The organism is Pseudomonas sp. B21-051 (assembly GCF_024748795.1).
Taxonomy (GTDB): domain Bacteria; phylum Pseudomonadota; class Gammaproteobacteria; order Pseudomonadales; family Pseudomonadaceae; genus Aquipseudomonas; species Aquipseudomonas putida_A.
The window spans coordinates 1,562,670-1,579,473 of record NZ_CP087166.1 but is presented as its reverse complement, the minus strand read 5'-3'; the positions used below and the strand labels follow the sequence as shown (position 1 = coordinate 1,579,473).

The following is a 16,804-nucleotide window of genomic DNA, read 5'->3' as shown; positions in this document are numbered from 1 at the left end:
CATAAAAAACCCGGACACTGTCCGGGTTTTTTATTGGCCGCTTGAGACGACTTATTCAGCCGCTGGCTCTGCGGGCTTGCGACGCTTGAGCGGGGCCATGCCGTCGCTGCTCACCAGCGAATCCGGCTTTGGACGGTTGGCGCTCTTACGCTTGGTCGGGGTCTTGGCGGCGGTTTTTTTCTTGTCGCCCTTGGCGTCGGTCTTTTTCTTCTTCACGCCGACGGCTTTACCCGAGGCCTTGACCTTTTTCGGCCCGCCGTAGGTGCCTTTGACTTCCTTGATGGTGCGACGCTCGAAGCTCTGCTTCAGGTAGCGCTCGATGCTCGACATCAGGTTCCAGTCGCCGTGGCAGATCAGCGAGATCGCCAGACCGTCGTTACCGGCACGGCCGGTACGACCGATGCGGTGCACGTATTCGTCGCCGCTGCGTGGCATGTCGAAGTTGATCACCAGATCCAGGCCATCAACGTCCAGACCACGGGCCGCGACGTCGGTCGCTACCAGAATCTTCACGCCGCCCTGCTTCAGACGGTCGATCGCCAGTTTGCGATCCTTCTGGTCTTTCTCGCCGTGCAGCACGAACGCCTTGTATTCCTGAGCCACGAGGCGGCCGTAGATGCGATCGGCCATGGCCCGGGTGTTGGTGAAGACGATGGCCTTCTGGTAGGTCTCGTTGGCCAGCAGCCAGTTGACGATCTGTTCTTTGTGCTGATTGTGGTCGGCAGTGATGATCTGCTGACGGGTGGTCGAGTTCAGCTGGCTGACCGCGTTGAGCTGCAGGTGCTCAGGGTTGTTCAGCACCTTGGCGATCATCTCGCGCAGGCCGGAACCGCCGGTGGTGGCGGAGAACAGCATGGTCTGCTGACGGTTCGGGCATTCGTCGACCAGACGTTGCACGTCTTCAGCGAAACCCATGTCGAGCATGCGGTCGGCTTCGTCGAGCACCAGCACTTCGACTTCTTTGAGGTCGAGGTTGCCGGCGTTGAGTTGCTCGATCATGCGGCCCGGCGTGCCGATCAGGATGTCCGGCACCTTGCGCAGCATGGCGGCCTGCACCTTGAAGTCTTCACCGCCGGTGATCAGGCCGGACTTGATGAAGGTGAACTGCGAAAAGCGCTCGACTTCCTTCAGGGTCTGCTGGGCCAGTTCGCGGGTCGGCAGCAGGATCAGGGTCTTGATGCTGACGCGGATCTTCGCCGGGCCGATCAGGCGATTGAGGATCGGCAGGACAAAAGCGGCGGTCTTGCCGCTACCGGTTTGCGCCGTCACCCGCAGGTCACGCCCCTGGAGCGCCAGCGGAATGGCCGCTGCTTGCACAGGCGTTGGCTCGACAAATTTCAGCTCGGCCACGGCTTTGAGCAGGCGTTCGTTCAGGGCGAATTGGGAAAACACGGGTGCTACCTCGAAGATATGCAAAAAAACAGCTGCATAGGTTACCGGTTTCGAGCGCTCAGGCCGAGTTTCTTTATGCAAACGGGCGTAATCAGTGGCTTTTTTGTTGCTCGATTTGTCTCCAACGGTAATACACAGCGTCTTAAATGCTCTAATCGCCCATCGCGTCTTACAGAAGAATCGTTGCTCACATGGATTTCAAACAGCTCTGGCTCAATGCCCAAGACCTCTGGGGTGCCCTCGAACAGCACCCGTTCCTGCAATCCGGCCTGGCGCTGATGCTGCTATTGCTGATCGCGCTGGTCCTCGGACGAGTGGCGCGCTATCTGATCCTGCATGCCAGCCGCATGCTCGGGCGCCAGCCGGCCCTGCACTGGATCAACGACTTTCGCCACAACAAGGTGTTTCAACGTCTGGCGCAGATGACGCCGTCGCTGGTGATCCAGTTCGGCCTGCACCTGGTACCGGAACTGAGCAAAACCGCGATGACCTTTCTCGGCAACGTGGCACTGTCCTTCACCATCCTGTTCCTGCTGCTGTCGGTCAGTGCCCTGCTCAATGCGCTGCTGGACATCTACGCGCGCACCGAACACGCCCGCACCCGCTCGATCAAGGGCTACGTGCAACTGGCGAAAATGGTCTTGTACGTGTTTGGCGCGATCATCATCGTCGCCACGTTGATCGATCGTTCGCCACTGTTGCTGCTCTCCGGTCTGGGTGCGATGTCGGCGGTGATCCTGTTGGTCTACAAGGACACCCTGCTGTCGTTCGTTGCCAGCGTGCAGCTGACCAGCAATGACATGCTGCGGGTCGGCGACTGGATCGAAATGCCGCAAGTCGGCGCCGATGGCGACGTGGTCGACATCACCCTGCACACGGTCAAGGTGCAGAATTTCGACAAGACCATCGTCTCGATCCCGACCTGGCGCCTGATGTCCGAATCGTTCCGCAACTGGCGCGGCATGCAACAGTCCGGCGGGCGGCGGATCAAGCGCAGCCTGTTCATCGATGCCAGCGGCGTGCGCTTCATCCGCGACGATGAAGAGGAAAAGCTCTCCCAGGTGCACCTGCTGACCGGCTACATGGGCCGCAAGAAAGCCGAGCTCAAGGCGTGGAACGAGGCGCAGGGTAACGTGGCGGCGATGTCAGCCAACCGTCGGCGCATGACCAACATCGGCACCTTCCGCGCCTATGCGCTGGCGTATCTGAAAAGTCACCCGGAGGTGCAGCCGAACATGACCTGCATGGTCCGGCAGATGCAGACCACGGCGCAGGGCATTCCACTGGAAATCTACTGCTTCACGACCACCACGGTGTGGGCCGACTACGAGCGGATTCAGGGGGATATTTTCGACTATCTGCTAGCGGTGCTGCCGGAGTTTGGCTTGAGCCTGTATCAGCAGCCGAGTGGCGGGGATTTGCGTACCGGGTTGCTGCCGGCGGTGCTCGGTTCGGCGCACATTCCGGAACCGCAAAAACACCTGATGTAACCCACAATTCATGTAGGAGCTGCCGAAGGCTCGGGCCGCGTTCGGACGATCTTTTGATCCTCAAAACATCAAAGGCAAAAGATCGCAGCCTGCGGCAGCTCCTACAAGGGTTATGCGGTGCTTTTGATACCTAACCGGCTGATCCATACGGCCGCCAGGATGACACTCCCGCCAAGCAACAGCCTTCCCAACTCCTCATGCTGATTCCAGATCAGCAGATTCAGCAGCAAGCCCACCGGCACATGCAGGTTGTTCATCACCGCCAGCGTGCCGCCGTTGACCATGCACGCGCCCTTGTTCCACCAGTACATGCCCAACGCGGTCGAGACCAGTCCGAGGAACAGCAACACGCCCCATTGCAGGGGTGCTTCCGGCAGGAAGTTGGCTTTGCCGAACAGCAGAAATGCCGGCAATACCACCGCCAACGCGCCGAGGTAGAAGAAGCCGAAACGCCGGTAATGCGGCAGATCGCTCGGGTGTTTCGCCACCAGATGTTTGTACAGCACCTGCCCTGCCGCGTAGGTGAAGTTGGCCAGTTGCAGCAGCAGGAAGCCCATGAAGAAATCCGGACTGATGCTGTCGAAACGAATCACCGCCGCGCCGCCCACCGCGACCAGCGCCGCAATCAGCGCCCACGGATTGAAGCGGCGGTTCAGCGCATCTTCGATCAGCGTCACGTGCAGCGGCGTGAGGATGGTGAAGAGCAACACCTCCGGCACCGTCAGCACGCGGAAGCTCAGGTACAGGCAGACGTAGGTGATGCCGAACTGCAACGCGCCGATCAGCAGCATGCCGCGCATAAACGCCGGTTCCACCGAGCGCCAGCGGGTCAGCGGAATGAACACCAGCCCGGCCAGCACCACACGCACCAGCACCGCGAAGTAGCTGTCGACGTGCCCGGCGAGGTATTCGCCGATCAGACTGAAGGAAAACGCCTGGATCAGCGTGACAAAAAGTAGATAGCCCATGCTCGCCCCTAATTTGAATGGCGGCGACGATAGCGGTTTTCCGGTCTCACTGCGAATAGCCCTAAACACAAAATTCCCCTGTGGGAGCGAGCCTGCTCGCGAAGGCAGAGTGCCAGACGGCAGATACTTGTCTGATGCACCGCTTTCGCGAGCAGGCTCGCTCCCACAAGGAGTTTTATGTCGTTCAAAAAATCCCAGGCAAAAAAAAGCCCGATCTCGCTAAAGCGTTCAATCGGGCTACAGCACTCAGGAGCAACAAGTGCAAAGGGAGGTTCGATGCGCGTAGAGCCTTGAAGGGGTTGCGCCAGGTCACTTAAACAAGCGGCGATTATCTGGCGATTAACATATCAAGCGACCTGGGACAGTTTGGCGTTGGCCTGATTCAGGCCCTTCTCCTGGAAGTCACCGCCCAGGTTCATGCCTTCGGCGTGAATGAAGGTCACGTCATGGATGCCGATGAAACCCATTACCTGACGCAGGTACGGTTCCTGATGATCGGCCGGGCCGCCGGCATAGATCCCGCCGCGAGCGGTGAGCACGTAGGCACGTTTGCCGCTGAGCAGGCCTTGCGGGCCGGTTTCGGTGTACTTGAAAGTCACGCCAGCACGCAGCACGTGGTCGAGCCAGGCCTTGAGGGTGCTCGGGATCGCGAAGTTGTACATCGGCGCAGCCATCACCAGTACGTCGGCGGCGAGCAATTCGTCGGTCAATTCGTTGGAGCGCTCCAGCGACGATTGTTCGCTGGCATTGCGCTGCTCGGCAGGCTTCATCCAGCCGCCCAGCAGGTTGGCGTCCAGGTGTGGAACGGGATTCACGGCGAGGTCACGCACGGTGATCTGATCGTTGGGATGCGCCGCTTTCCACTGACCGATGAAGGTCTGGGTCAGCTGACGGGAAACCGAATCTTGCTGGCGGGCACTGCTTTCGATGATCAGAACGCGGGACATGGTGTGTAGTCTCCATCCGAGAATGTTGTAGGTCGATGGAGTGAAGGTTAAACAGGGTTGTATCGATGAAAAAGCGCAAATAATTGCTGCAAAAGATCGAATAATTCGTTTAGATGCAGTTTGTACCTTGTGGGAGCGAGCCTGCTCGCGAAGGCGGTGCACCAGTCAGAGAAGGTATCGCCTGACACGACGCCTTCGCGAGCAGGCTCGCTCCCACAGGGATTGACCGTTATTTCGGGCTGCAGCTCAAATCGATGCGCAGCCTGATGATCTCGCGGGAGAACTTGGCCGTGGCATTCGTATGCTTGCGGGCCGGGACTTCGATGTTGCGCGTACGCGGTACTTCCGGGCCATTGTTGAAAGCGACTTTGCAGCTCGCGTCGACATCACCGTAGTTGGCGACCCGGATGGAGCCGATGTCTTTGTCGGTGTCGAAAGTCTCGTAGTCGATCTTCAAGCCATTGAGGTTCTTCTGCACATCGATCGGGTAAGCAAACGCAGTCAGCGGCAGCAACGCGAGCACCACACAACAGAATTTTTTCATTCGCCAGTCTCCATGAGGGACGGCCAGCTTAGGACAAGAGGAGCTATTGATGAAAGCGCCCCGCGTGACCCTTGATCAATGGCGAACATTGCAGGCCGTGGTCGACCATGGTGGTTTCGCCCAGGCCGCCGAGGTTCTGCACCGTTCGCAATCGTCGGTGAGTTACACCGTCGCCCGCATGCAGGACCAGCTCGGCGTGCCGTTGCTGCGCATCGACGGACGTAAAGCGGTGCTCACCGAAGCCGGCGGCGTACTGCTGCGCCGCTCGCGACAACTGGTGAAACAGGCCAGCCAACTGGAAGACCTCGCCCACCACATGGAGCAAGGTTGGGAAGCCGAGGTGCGGCTGGTGGTCGATGCGGCTTACCCAAGCGCACGCATCGTGCGGGCGCTGACCGCCTTCATGCCGCAGAGTCGCGGCTGCCGCGTGCGTCTGCGCGAGGAGGTGTTGTCCGGGGTCGAAGAGGTCTTGCTCGAGGGCGTGGCCGATCTGGCGATCACCGGCCTGAGCATCCCCGGCTACCTCGGCGCTGAATTGAGCGACGTCGAATTTGTCGCGGTCGCCCACCCGGATCACGCGCTGCATCGGCTCAATCGCGAACTGAGCTTCCAGGACCTGGAAACCCAGATGCAGGTGGTGATCCGCGACTCTGGGCGCCAGCAGCCGCGCGACGTCGGCTGGCTCGGCGCCGAACAGCGCTGGACAGTCGGCAGCCTCGCCACGGCGGCCACGTTCGTCAGCAGCGGCCTGGGCTTTGCCTGGCTGCCACGACACATGATCGAACGGGAATTGAAGGAAGGCACGCTCAAGCTGCTACCGTTGGATCAGGGCGGCAGCCGCAACCCGAGCTTCTATCTGTATTCGAACAAGGACAAACCGCTGGGCCCGGCAACGCAAATCCTCATCGAACTGTTGCGTACCTTCGACACTTTGCCGCTGGACGCACCGTTCGCCGCCCCTGAGCAAGCCTGACACGGAGTTCACCGATGGCCTATTTCGAACATGAAGGTTGCAACCTGCACTATGAGGAATATGGCCACGGCACCCCGTTGCTGCTGGTTCACGGACTGGGTTCGAGCACCCTGGACTGGGAAATGCAGATCCCGGCGCTGTCGGCGCACTACCGGGTGATCGTTCCGGATATACGTGGTCACGGTCGCTCGGACAAACCTCGCGAGCGCTACAGCATCGCCGGGTTCAGCGCCGATCTGCTGGCGTTGATCGAACACCTGAAACTCGGCCCGGTGCATTACGTCGGGCTGTCGATGGGCGGGATGATCGGCTTTCAGTTCGGCGTCGATCAGCCGCAAATGCTGAAAAGCCTGACCATCGTCAACAGCGCCCCCGAGGTCAAACTCCGCAGCCGCGACGACTACTGGCAGTGGTTCAAGCGCTGGAGCCTGATGCGTGTGCTGAGTCTGGCGACCATCGGCAAGGCGCTGGGCGGCAAACTTTTTCCCAAGCCTGAACAAGCTGATCTGCGGCAGAAAATGGCCGAACGCTGGGCAAAAAACGACAAACGTGCTTATCTCGCCAGCTTCGATGCGATCGTTGGCTGGGGCGTTCAGGAACGACTTTCCCGGGTGACCTGTCCAACCCTCATCGTCACTGCCGACCGTGACTACACACCGGCGGCACTGAAAGAAACCTATGTAAAACTGCTGCCCGATGCGCGGCTGGTGGTCATCGCCGATTCGCGCCACGCCACCCCGCTCGATCAACCCGAACGCTTTAACCAAACGCTGCTGGAGTTCCTTGCCACAGCCGATACTCAATCTCAGGATCACTGACCCATGCTGAAAAAACTCGCCCTCGCCGCCGGCACCGTGCTGTTTGCTGCCAACCTGATGGCTGCCACCCCGGCCAAAGCGCCGCACGTGCTGCTGGACACCACCAACGGCCAGATCGAAATCGAACTGGATCCGGTCAAGGCGCCGATCAGTACCAAAAACTTTCTGGATTACGTCAACAGCGGCTTTTACACCAACACCATTTTCCACCGCGTGATCCCAGGCTTCATGGCTCAGGGCGGCGGCTTCACGCCACAGATGCAGCAGAAAGACACCAAGGCGCCGATCAAGAACGAAGCCAGCAATGGCTTGCATAACGTTCGTGGCACCCTGTCGATGGCACGCACCTCCAACCCTGATTCGGCTACCAGCCAGTTCTTCATCAACGTGGCCGACAACGCCTTCCTCGATCCGGGCCGTGACGCCGGCTACGCGGTATTCGCCAAAGTGGTAAAAGGCATGGACGTGGTCGACATCATCGTCAACTCGCAGACCACTACCAAACAAGGCATGCAAAACGTGCCTGTCGACCCTGTGATCATCAAGTCGGCCAAAGTCATCGACTAAGCTGTACAGGGCGTTTCGAGCGGCGCTGGCCTGACGCCACGCCGCTCACACCGATAAAAGGAGAGCCCGGGATCCGGGCGGTTATCTGATGCTCTATCGCCGTTTCGAACAACTGATCGACATATTCCGCGACGCCCCCACGGCCTCCCCGCCGGATCGTGTCTGGCCCTTCTACACCTATTACCTCAAGCAGGTCTGGCCGAGCTTTGCCGCCCTGCTCGTCGTCGGCCTGTTTGCCGCGTTGATCGAAGTGGCGCTGTTCAGTTACCTGAGCCGCATCATCGACCTGGCCCAGGGCACGCCCAACCCGAATTTTTTCAGCGACCATGCCCTCGAACTGACGTGGATGGTGGTGGTCGCCCTGGTACTGCGGCCGATCTTTTTCGGCCTGCACGACCTGCTGGTGCACCAGACCCTGAGCCCCGGCATGACCAGCATGATCCGCTGGCAGAACCACAGCTACGTGCTCAAGCAGAGCCTGAATTTCTTCCAGAACGACTTCGCCGGGCGTATCGCCCAGCGCATCATGCAGACCGGCAACTCGCTGCGCGATTCAGCAGTGCAAGCGGTGGATGCGCTGTGGCACGTGGTGATCTACGCGATCAGTTCGCTGGTGCTGTTCGCCGAAGCCGACTGGCGCCTGATGATCCCGCTGCTGACGTGGATCGCCGCCTACATTGGCGCGCTGTATTACTTCGTGCCACGGGTGAAAGAGCGTTCGGTGGAAGCTTCCGACGCGCGCTCGAAACTCATGGGGCGGATCGTCGACGGCTACACCAACATCGCCACCCTGAAGCTGTTCGCCCACACCAATTTCGAACAGCATTACGCCAGGGAAGCCATCGAAGAACAGACAGTCAAGGCACAGATGGCCGGACGCGTGGTGACCAGCATGGACGTGGCGATCACCACCATGAACGGCCTGCTGATCGTCGGCACCACCGCACTGGCGCTGTGGCTGTGGACGCAGTCGCTGATCACCGTCGGCGCGATCGCCCTGGCCACCGGTCTGGTGATCCGCATCGTCAACATGTCCGGCTGGATCATGTGGGTGGTCACCGGCATTTTCGAGAACATCGGCATGGTCCAGGACGGTCTGCAGACCATCTCGCAACCGGTCAGCGTTACCGATCGCGAACAGGCCAAACCGCTGGCCGTGGCCCGTGGCGAAGTGCGTTTCGAGCATGTGGATTTTCACTACGGCAAGAAGAAAGGCATCATCGGCGACCTCAACCTGAACATTAAACCCGGCGAGAAAATCGGCCTGATCGGGCCGTCCGGCGCCGGTAAATCGACCTTGGTCAACCTGCTGCTGCGCCTGTATGACGTAGAGGGCGGACGCATCCTGATCGATGGGCAGAACATCGCCGAAGTCGGCCAGGAAAGCCTGCGCGCACGGATCGGCATGATTACGCAGGACACCTCCCTGCTGCATCGCTCGATCCGCGACAACTTGCTGTACGGCAAGCCTGACGCCACCGACGCCGAACTCTGGGACGCGGTGCACAAGGCCCGCGCCGACGAGTTCATTCCGCTGCTGTCGGACGCTGAGGGCCGCACCGGTTTCGACGCGCACGTCGGCGAACGCGGGGTGAAACTGTCCGGCGGCCAGCGTCAGCGCATCGCGATTGCCCGGGTGCTGCTCAAGGACGCGCCGATCCTGATCATGGACGAAGCGACCTCTGCACTCGACTCGGAGGTCGAAGCGGCGATTCAGGAAAGCCTGGAAACCCTGATGCAAGGCAAAACCGTGATCGCCATTGCTCACCGCCTCTCGACCATCGCCCGTATGGATCGGCTGGTGGTGCTGGAAAACGGCAAGATCGCCGAGAGCGGCACCCACGCCGAGCTGCTGGCGCATGGCGGATTGTATGCGCGGTTGTGGGCACATCAGACCGGGGGATTTGTCGGGATCGATTGATCACAAATACCTGATTTTGTGAGCTTTTGTGGCGAGGGAGCTTGCTCCCGCTCGGCTGCGCAGCAGGCGCAAAGCCCGCCAACTGTGCGAGTCTGACACTACCGGTGCAGATAGTTTTGGGACACCTTCGCTGTCCAGCGGGAGCAAGCTCCCTCGCCACACAATGCCTGCCCGCCAGAAAACCGCCCCGGCCCGCCAAACACGGGCCCTGGCGGTTTTTTCATGGCTGCTGGAAATCCATCCAAAGCGTGCTGTACTCAGCCAAGGTTCCAGCAGTGAACCTGTCGTAAATCGCAAGGAAGCACAACTCGATACAGTCTCGATAGCACGCCTATCAAGGACTCTCTCATGTCTCTGTTCAAACGTTCAGTTACTGAGTTGTTGGGTACGTTCTGGCTGGTTCTGGGTGGTTGTGGCAGTGCGGTGCTCGCCGCGTCTTCGCCTCTGGGCATCGGGGTGCTGGGGGTGGCCCTGGCGTTTGGTCTGACGGTGCTGACCATGGCGTTCGCCATTGGCCACATCAGCGGCTGTAACCTCAATCCCGCGGTGTCAGTCGGGTTGTTGGTCGGCGGGCGGTTTCCGGCCAGGGAGCTACCCGCCTACATCGTCGCCCAGGTGCTCGGCGCGATACTCGCCGCCGCGCTGCTCTACTACATCGCCAGCGGCAAGGAAGGCTTCGATATCGCCGCCGGCCTGGCCTCCAACGGTTACGGTGAGCATTCACCGGGCAAATACTCGATGGCGGCAGGCTTTGTCACCGAACTGGTGATGACCGGGATGTTCGTGATCATCATCCTCGGCGCCACCGACAAACGCGCCCCGGCGGGCCTCGCACCGATTGCCATCGGCCTGGGTCTGACCCTGATTCACCTGATCTCGATTCCGGTCACCAACACTTCGGTCAACCCCGCGCGTAGCACCGGGCCGGCGCTGATGGTCGGCGGCTGGGCGATTGCGCAGTTGTGGATGTTCTGGGTCGCACCTTTGATGGGCGCAGTGATTGGCGGCGTCATCTATCGCTCGCTAAGCGCTGAAAAGAACTGAATACCGCTCAACTTAAAAGCCGCATCGCTATAACTGGCGATGCGGCTTTTCAACTAACTCCCCAGCAACATCAAACATCCTGAAACAGCGAAATCGCTGACATTCCCGAACATCCGCATTACTTTAAAAGCGTGAACCCCAGCAACTTTACCAACCCACGAAAACATTAGCTTCTCAAGGACTGAGACATGAATACTTTGATCAAGAGCATGATTGCCCTTGCACTGACTACTGGCCTGATGCAGAGCAGCGCGTTCGCTGCCGAAAACGGAACCACCAATGTTTATCGCTGCCAGCAGTACAGCGACGACTTCAAGCATTACATCTGGAAGTTCAAACGCTTTTATCATGAAGCGAACACCGCCGAAGAATTCATGAATACCGATTCCGCCAAGACATTGGGTTTAAAGAACTGCAAAGTCTGGCTGGACAAAGATAACGCCACCCATTGGGAGTGGTGACAGTCGCTGATCGACACGGGTTGTATCAGGCGCACACTGCCACTTCGAGCAGAGTCGCGCTTTGATGTCGGCAGCTTCCAATAACGGAAACTCCGGCGATCACGCACGTCACGCACTACCAAACCAATTCGCATAGAACAACACTAAAAATCGAGTCAACGAAAATGAAAAACTACAAAACCATTATCCTGTCCTTATTCATCGCTGCCACTTATTCGGGTTTCGCCTCGGCGATGCTGTCGCCAACCGTGGACAGTGACAGCCCTATTGGATTCAACATCGCTGAAGCGTTGTCTGAAGTACGCCCGGAGATAAAGTGCTCGGTAAATGGCGGTACCGGCGTTACGCAATGCGAGCGACCGGCCAATGTATACACTTGCAGAATTGCCAAAAAACCCAGCCTGATGATTTATTATTACTCGTCGATTGCCACTATCGAAGAGTTTGACAAAGTGGCCGCCGAGAAGGGCCTGGCGAATTGCTTTGCCGGTGCAGGTTTCTAACTTCTTGTCTTGGCCTGTTTAATAGCGGGGCACACCTAAAGTGGAAAGCACAAGGCCCGAATCATTCGGGTCTTGTGCTGTCACCTTGCAATTCGTGCCATCGCCCCCCGGTGAATACATCAAGTCTGTTTATAAGGAAGAGCCGTGACCGCCTCTGCTGCATAAGCCAACACCCCCGCACGTTCCTGCTGCAAAAAGTCTTTTACTGCGGCCTTCAGACCCGGATGACGCAGGTAGTGCCACGAGTGGGTGATCACCGGTTCAAAACCGCGAATCAGTTTATGTTCCCCCTGAGCTCCCGCATCAAAGCGCTGATACCCCTGCGCAATCGCATAGTCCATGCCCTGATAGAAACACGTCTCGAAGTGCAGCCGGTCGAACTCGGCCAGACAGCCCCAATAGCGTCCGTAGAAGCTGTCGCCCCCAACCAGACTGAACGCCATCGCCACCGGACGTGAACCGTGCCTGGCGAAGACCACCCGAATTGCCTCTGGCATCCGCGCAGCCAGCAGACTGAAAAACTCCCGCGTCAGGTACGGCGCCTGTCGGCGCACGGCATAAGTATTGGCGTAGCAGGCGTAGACAAAATCCCATTGCGATTCGTCCAGCTCGCGCCCCTCCAGCCATTCGAACTCGAAGCCTTGCCCCGCCACTTGCTCGCGCTCTTTACGCATCTGCTTGCGCTTGCGCGAGCTGAGCACGTCGAGAAAATCCTGGAAGTCCCGGTAACCGCGATTCTGCCAGTGATACTGACAGCCGATGCGCTGCAGCCAGCCCGGCTGTTCGACCATCGCGGCATCGGTGAACGGGTCGGTGAAGTTGATGTGCGCGCTGGAAAGCCCTTCGATTTCCAGATAACCCGGCAGGCTCTTGAGCAGCTCGAAACCGTCCTCGACCCGGGCGGCCAGCAAACGTGGCCCGCTGACCGGACTGAACGGCACCGCCGTCAGCAGCTTGGGATAGTAATCGATGCCGGCGCGGGCACAGGCATCGGCCCAGCCGTGATCGAACACGTACTCGCCGTAGGAATGCCACTTGCGGTAACTGGGCAACGCCGCGATCAGCCGATCGTCTTCGACGTGCAGCAGATGCTCGGGCTGCCAGCCGGTATGGGGTCCGACGCTACCGCTGTCTTCCAGTGCGCTGAGGAACGCATGGCGCAAAAACGGCTGGTTTTCGGGCACCAGCGCGTCCCATGTCGCCGGGACGATTTCTGACAGGTTTTGCAGACGTTGCAACGGCATCAACTGGCTCTCCACATCTTGGCGTCAAAGCCCCGCGAGTATCGCTGATCGGCATCCATTGCACACGCTCATTCGGGCGACAGTGCTCTAACTCAATAGTTCACGAGGACTTTGTATCGTCATCGACATGACATCACTTAGCCACTGCTCTGTCATAAACCATCGCGATACTCGCTCCTGTTTTTAGAGCGCCGGGTTCTACCCGGACACTGTTTTCCGACGTGCGCGTCGGTGTGCCCAGGATGGTTCAGCCATCCCCTCTCATCTTCGGAGATTGCCATGCGTCTTGCTTCCACGAAAACTGCGGCGGCCCTGTGCGGTGGCCTGTTGCTGGCCATGAGCGTTCCGGCCAGTGCTGCAGTCGACGCCAAACTGCTCGACATGCTCAAGGCCAACGGTTCCATTTCCCAGGCGCAGTACATCGAACTGCAAACTGAACTGGCCAAGGATCAGAAGGCTCAGCAAATCGCGCAGCAGGCGCAGCAAGAGACCAACGAGCAAATCGCGGCAACCGCGAAGAAAACCAACGAGCTGAGCTCCTTCGACCAGAAACTCGCCTGGGCCGCCAAGACCCAGTTCAAGGGTGACGTGCGTATTCGTCAGGAGACCGTGAAGATCGACGGCGAATCCAACAACGGTGGCCGTGACAAGGATCGCCAGCGTATCCGCGCACGTCTGGGTGCTTACACCGAGATCAACCCGCAAGTGGACACCGGTATTCGTATCGCCACCGGCGGCGGCGACGATGCCCGCTCGACCAATCAGGACATGGACAACTACTTCGACAAGAAGCAGATCTGGCTGGACCTGGGTTACATCGACTACCACCCGGACGCGATCAAGAACCTGCACGTGATCGGCGGCAAGATGCTGCAACCGTGGGTCAGCATGGGTGACGTGATCTGGGATAGCGACATCAACCCGGAAGGTCTGGCCGTTACCTACAAATACCCACTGGGCAGCAGCGCCGAACTGTTCGGCAGCCTGGGTAACTACACCCTCAAGGACAACGTCGATGGTGAAGGCGTGCAATTCCGTCACGACCTGCGCCTGACTGCTGGCCAGTTGGGTAGCCGCTTCGCGATCACCGACAACCTGAAACTGACCCTGGGCGGCAGCGTCTACGCCTACCAGAACGACGAAGACAGCCGCTGCACCGGAACGTCCACACCGTGCGCGCTGTCGGTCAACGGCAACTCGGCCAACAACGAGTTCCGCTTGTACGAAGGCTTCAGCCAGATCGACATCGGTGGCCTGCCAATGCCGTTGTCGTTCTACGGCCAGTACGTGAAGAACAACGATGCCGTGACCGACGCCGATACCGCGTGGCTGGTCGGCGCCAAGTCGAAAGTCTTCGGTCTGAACCTGGACTATAACTATCGTGACGTACAGCGTGATGCCGTGGTCGGCGCGTTTACCGACTCCGACTTCGCCAACGGCACCACCGGTTCCCGTGGACACAAGTTCAAGGTCGGTTACGACATCGACAAGAACTTCGCCATCGGCGCCACGTACTTCCTGACCAAGGCCGACTTCTCCAGCCGTACCCAGCGTGACGCAGACACCAACACCCTGCAGCTGGATGCGGAAGCGAAGTTCTAAAACGCGTCACCCTCTAGCCTGACACGGGCGGGACGATCCCCATCATCCGTTCGTTTCCTCCCGCGTCGGGCTATTTCTGCAGAATGCAAAAAACCTGTAGGAGCTGCCGCAGGCTGCGATCTTTTGATCTTCAAAACAAGATCAAAAGATCGCAGCCTGCGGCAGCTCCTACAGGAGATTATCCTTGCGGCGTTGCTCGGCCAGGCGTTCGGCCAGCGCGTCCACACCCTCTTGCGGCTTCTCCGGCATCGCCTTCAACGTAGCCTGCATCAAACGCATCTGACGAATGAAGCGTCGACAGTTGGGGCAGAACATCAGGTGATGGCGCACCAACAGTTTCTCGCGAAAGCTCAATTGGCCATCGAGATAATCGCTGGAGCGCGCTACTTGTTCCTTGCAGGTCAGCATTCGCCAGTCTCCTCAAAATGCTCCACCGTGGCGAAGACTTTCAGCCGCGCACGATGCAGCAGCACACGGACATTGGAGAGCGAGATCTCCAGAAGATTACAGATCTCTTCCAGCTCCAGGCCCTGGCGTTCGCGCAGCAGCAACACGCTGCTTTGCAGTTCCGACAGACTGAGCAAAGTGTGCTCAAGGCAATCACGCAATTCGCTTTCGGTGAGCAAGGCTTCCGGGGTGTCCTGATGCCAGGCGAACGGCGCCACCAGCCAATGGCCGTCACCGGGAGAAAAGCGATCGTCATCGATGATACCGTGGGGTGACGGCAGATCATCCATCAACACTTCGCGGCGGTTTTGTTTGTAGCGGCTCTTGGCCGAGTTGGCGGTGATGGTCAGCAGCCAGGTCTTGAGACTGGAACGTCCTTCGAAGCTACCGATATGGCGCACCACGGAGAGCCAGGCATCCTGCACCACCTCTTCAACATGGCGCTGGCCGACGATGGCATACGCCACGGCGCGCATGGCGCTCTGGTAGGTGCTGACCAGTTCCTTGAAAGCATTTTGCTCACCGGCGAGCAGGCGTTCGAGCAGTTGGGTGTCGTCCGTTGCGGCCATGCACGCCTCGTTTTCAGATGGTCGAAAGCAAAAGATCGCAGCCTGCGGCAGCTCCTACAGAGATCAGTGTAGGAGCTGCCGCAGGCTGCGATCTTTTCAGGCGCACTCAGCGCTTGCGCAGAATCACGCTGCCGATCGAGTAACCGGCGCCGAACGAGCTCAATACCGCCAGCGATCCACTGGCCAGATCGTCCTGATATTTGTGGAAGGCAATCACCGAGCCGGCAGAGCTGGTGTTGGCGTAGGTGTCGAGAATCACCGGTGCTTCTTCTTCGGAGGCTTCACGGCCCAGCAGCTTGCGCACGATCAGGTGGTTCATGCTCAGGTTGGCCTGGTGCAGCCAGAAGCGCTTGACGTCGCCAACGTTGAGCTTGTTCTCTTCCAGGTGTTCGCCGATCAGCTCGGCAACCATCGGGCAGACGTCCTTGAACACCTTGCGGCCTTCCTGCACGAATAGCTTGTCGCGGGTACCGATGCCCTCTTCCGCGGCGCGGTTGAGGAAGCCGAAGTTGTTGCGGATGTTGTTGGAGAACTTGGTCAGCAGTTTGGTGCTGACCACGTCGAACTGGTACTTGGACGTCGCCAGGTCAGCGCGCTCGATGATCACCGCCGTCGCCGCGTCACCGAAGATGAAGTGGCTGTCGCGGTCGCGGAAGTTCAGGTGACCGGTGCAGACTTCCGGGTTGACCATCAGGATCGCCCGGGCCTGGCCCAGTTGCACGCTGTTGGCTGCGGCCTGAATGCCGAAGGTCGCTGAGGAGCAGGCGACGTTCATGTCGAAACCGAAACCCTGAATGCCCAGTGCTTCCTGGACTTCGATGGCGATGGCCGGGTAGGCGCGTTGCAGATTGGAGCAGGCAACGATCACACCGTCGATGTCGGCGGCGGTCTTGCCGGCACGTTGCAGCGCCTGTTCAGCGGCGCCGATGGCCATCTGGCACAGCACCGACCATTCGTCGTTGGAACGCTCCGGCAGACGCGGGGCCATGCGTTGCGGATCGAGAATGCCGTCCTTGTCCATGACAAAGCGGCTCTTGATGCCCGACGCCTTTTCGATGAACGCGGCGCTGGATTCGGTCAGTGCCTGGACTTTACCGCTGGCGATGGCGTCGGCGTTGTCGGCGTTGAACTGCGCGACGTAGGTATTGAAAGACTGCACCAGCTCTTCGTTGGAGATGCTGTTGGCCGGGGTGTACAGGCCGGTGCCGCTGATGACGACGTTATGCATGGTCGTTTCTCTAATCTGTTCAGGCAGAAAGCGCTGGCACCGACGTACCAACACACAAAGGGTCTATTCCCGTCCGGGGACGCTGA

17 protein-coding genes are annotated in these 16,804 nt (G+C 59.3%); 9 read left to right on the top strand and 8 right to left on the bottom strand.

Annotated features, from left to right (window positions below; translation table 11 throughout):
- Positions 1-51 precede the first annotated feature (51 nt).
- A complete protein-coding gene (locus LOY52_RS07130; RefSeq protein ID WP_007962527.1) occupies positions 52-1,392 on the bottom strand; it encodes a DEAD/DEAH box helicase in 1,341 nt (446 codons plus the stop codon).
- A gap of 191 nt (positions 1,393-1,583) precedes the next feature.
- On the opposite strand from LOY52_RS07130, the gene LOY52_RS07125 reads away from it, so the two are divergent.
- Complete coding sequence (locus tag LOY52_RS07125; RefSeq protein WP_258678906.1) at positions 1,584-2,882, top strand: mechanosensitive ion channel family protein; 1,299 nt, start codon at positions 1,584-1,586, stop codon at positions 2,880-2,882.
- A 110-nt stretch (positions 2,883-2,992) separates the two neighbouring features.
- On the opposite strand, the gene LOY52_RS07120 is transcribed toward LOY52_RS07125, so the two are convergent.
- The 3 genes from LOY52_RS07120 to LOY52_RS07110 form a co-directional block, all read right to left on the bottom strand.
- Positions 2,993-3,850 carry a carboxylate/amino acid/amine transporter gene (locus tag LOY52_RS07120; RefSeq protein WP_258678905.1) on the bottom strand — a complete coding sequence of 286 codons (858 nt, stop codon included), beginning with the start codon at positions 3,848-3,850 and terminating at the stop codon, positions 2,993-2,995.
- Between the two features lie 347 nt (positions 3,851-4,197).
- Positions 4,198-4,797 carry an FMN-dependent NADH-azoreductase gene (locus LOY52_RS07115; RefSeq protein WP_096796629.1) on the bottom strand — a complete coding sequence of 200 codons (600 nt, stop codon included), beginning with the start codon at positions 4,795-4,797 and terminating at the stop codon, positions 4,198-4,200.
- 229 nt (positions 4,798-5,026) lie between these two features.
- Positions 5,027-5,341 (bottom strand): 3-phosphoglycerate kinase, encoded by a 315-nt coding sequence (locus tag LOY52_RS07110; RefSeq protein ID WP_258678904.1) that lies wholly within the window; start codon positions 5,339-5,341, stop codon positions 5,027-5,029.
- Between the two features lie 49 nt (positions 5,342-5,390).
- Between LOY52_RS07110 and LOY52_RS07105 the strand changes: the two genes are divergently transcribed.
- The 7 genes from LOY52_RS07105 to LOY52_RS07075 all read left to right on the top strand — a co-directional run bounded on the left by LOY52_RS07105 (position 5,391) and on the right by LOY52_RS07075 (position 11,628).
- A complete protein-coding gene (locus LOY52_RS07105) occupies positions 5,391-6,314 on the top strand; it encodes a LysR family transcriptional regulator (protein WP_027614550.1) in 924 nt (307 codons plus the stop codon).
- 14 nt (positions 6,315-6,328) lie between these two features.
- Entirely contained in the window at positions 6,329-7,132 is an 804-nt protein-coding gene (locus tag LOY52_RS07100; protein WP_258678903.1) for an alpha/beta fold hydrolase, read from the top strand.
- A 3-nt stretch (positions 7,133-7,135) separates the two neighbouring features.
- On the top strand, positions 7,136-7,699 hold the full coding sequence (locus tag LOY52_RS07095; RefSeq protein WP_007966001.1) for a peptidylprolyl isomerase: 564 nt from the start codon (positions 7,136-7,138) through the stop codon (positions 7,697-7,699).
- Positions 7,700-7,787: 88 nt separating this feature from the next.
- The gene (locus tag LOY52_RS07090; protein WP_258678902.1) at positions 7,788-9,620 is read left to right on the top strand and encodes an ABC transporter ATP-binding protein; all 1,833 of its coding nucleotides are present in this window, start codon (positions 7,788-7,790) and stop codon (positions 9,618-9,620) included.
- A 348-nt stretch (positions 9,621-9,968) separates the two neighbouring features.
- Entirely contained in the window at positions 9,969-10,664 is a 696-nt protein-coding gene (aqpZ, locus tag LOY52_RS07085; protein WP_258678901.1) for an aquaporin Z, read from the top strand.
- 188 nt (positions 10,665-10,852) lie between these two features.
- A complete protein-coding gene (locus LOY52_RS07080) occupies positions 10,853-11,125 on the top strand; it encodes a hypothetical protein (RefSeq protein WP_258678900.1) in 273 nt (90 codons plus the stop codon).
- 164 nt (positions 11,126-11,289) lie between these two features.
- On the top strand, positions 11,290-11,628 hold the full coding sequence (locus LOY52_RS07075) for a hypothetical protein (protein WP_258678899.1): 339 nt from the start codon (positions 11,290-11,292) through the stop codon (positions 11,626-11,628).
- A gap of 119 nt (positions 11,629-11,747) precedes the next feature.
- Here the strand turns inward: LOY52_RS07075 and LOY52_RS07070 are convergent, their stop codons facing one another.
- Positions 11,748-12,872 carry a GNAT family N-acetyltransferase gene (locus LOY52_RS07070; protein WP_258678898.1) on the bottom strand — a complete coding sequence of 375 codons (1,125 nt, stop codon included), beginning with the start codon at positions 12,870-12,872 and terminating at the stop codon, positions 11,748-11,750.
- A 279-nt stretch (positions 12,873-13,151) separates the two neighbouring features.
- Here LOY52_RS07070 and LOY52_RS07065 point away from each other — a divergent pair, with 279 nt between their 5' ends.
- The gene (locus tag LOY52_RS07065) at positions 13,152-14,474 is read left to right on the top strand and encodes a putative porin (protein WP_007966005.1); all 1,323 of its coding nucleotides are present in this window, start codon (positions 13,152-13,154) and stop codon (positions 14,472-14,474) included.
- Positions 14,475-14,642: 168 nt separating this feature from the next.
- On the opposite strand, the gene LOY52_RS07060 is transcribed toward LOY52_RS07065, so the two are convergent.
- From LOY52_RS07060 to LOY52_RS07050, 3 genes are all read right to left on the bottom strand, one after another.
- Positions 14,643-14,882, bottom strand: coding sequence for an anti-sigma factor (locus tag LOY52_RS07060; RefSeq protein ID WP_123586865.1), 240 nt, complete (start codon positions 14,880-14,882; stop codon positions 14,643-14,645).
- On the bottom strand, positions 14,876-15,490 hold the full coding sequence (locus LOY52_RS07055) for an RNA polymerase sigma factor (RefSeq protein ID WP_258678897.1): 615 nt from the start codon (positions 15,488-15,490) through the stop codon (positions 14,876-14,878). The genes LOY52_RS07060 and LOY52_RS07055 overlap by 7 nt, the downstream gene beginning before the upstream one ends.
- A gap of 106 nt (positions 15,491-15,596) precedes the next feature.
- Positions 15,597-16,718, bottom strand: coding sequence for a beta-ketoacyl-ACP synthase III (locus LOY52_RS07050; RefSeq protein ID WP_258678896.1), 1,122 nt, complete (start codon positions 16,716-16,718; stop codon positions 15,597-15,599).
- Positions 16,719-16,804 lie beyond the last annotated feature (86 nt).

Bases quoted from the DNA above. Each gene is read 5' to 3' on its own strand.
- LOY52_RS07105 (WP_027614550.1), top strand. From the start codon at position 5,391: ATGAAAGCGCCCCGCGTGACCCTTGATCAATGGCGAACATTGCAGGCC.
- LOY52_RS07065 (WP_007966005.1), top strand. From the start codon at position 13,152: ATGCGTCTTGCTTCCACGAAAACTGCGGCGGCCCTGTGCGGTGGCCTG.
- LOY52_RS07120 (WP_258678905.1), bottom strand. From the start codon at position 3,850: ATGGGCTATCTACTTTTTGTCACGCTGATCCAGGCGTTTTCCTTCAGT.
- LOY52_RS07115 (WP_096796629.1), bottom strand. From the start codon at position 4,797: ATGTCCCGCGTTCTGATCATCGAAAGCAGTGCCCGCCAGCAAGATTCG.
- LOY52_RS07095 (WP_007966001.1), top strand. From the start codon at position 7,136: ATGCTGAAAAAACTCGCCCTCGCCGCCGGCACCGTGCTGTTTGCTGCC.
- LOY52_RS07110 (WP_258678904.1), bottom strand. From the start codon at position 5,341: ATGAAAAAATTCTGTTGTGTGGTGCTCGCGTTGCTGCCGCTGACTGCG.
- LOY52_RS07090 (WP_258678902.1), top strand. From the start codon at position 7,788: ATGCTCTATCGCCGTTTCGAACAACTGATCGACATATTCCGCGACGCC.
- LOY52_RS07125 (WP_258678906.1), top strand. From the start codon at position 1,584: ATGGATTTCAAACAGCTCTGGCTCAATGCCCAAGACCTCTGGGGTGCC.
- aqpZ (WP_258678901.1), top strand. From the start codon at position 9,969: ATGTCTCTGTTCAAACGTTCAGTTACTGAGTTGTTGGGTACGTTCTGG.
- LOY52_RS07060 (WP_123586865.1), bottom strand. From the start codon at position 14,882: ATGCTGACCTGCAAGGAACAAGTAGCGCGCTCCAGCGATTATCTCGAT.
- LOY52_RS07070 (WP_258678898.1), bottom strand. From the start codon at position 12,872: ATGCCGTTGCAACGTCTGCAAAACCTGTCAGAAATCGTCCCGGCGACA.
- LOY52_RS07080 (WP_258678900.1), top strand. From the start codon at position 10,853: ATGAATACTTTGATCAAGAGCATGATTGCCCTTGCACTGACTACTGGC.
- LOY52_RS07075 (WP_258678899.1), top strand. From the start codon at position 11,290: ATGAAAAACTACAAAACCATTATCCTGTCCTTATTCATCGCTGCCACT.
- LOY52_RS07100 (WP_258678903.1), top strand. From the start codon at position 6,329: ATGGCCTATTTCGAACATGAAGGTTGCAACCTGCACTATGAGGAATAT.
- LOY52_RS07055 (WP_258678897.1), bottom strand. From the start codon at position 15,490: ATGGCCGCAACGGACGACACCCAACTGCTCGAACGCCTGCTCGCCGGT.
- LOY52_RS07050 (WP_258678896.1), bottom strand. From the start codon at position 16,718: ATGCATAACGTCGTCATCAGCGGCACCGGCCTGTACACCCCGGCCAAC.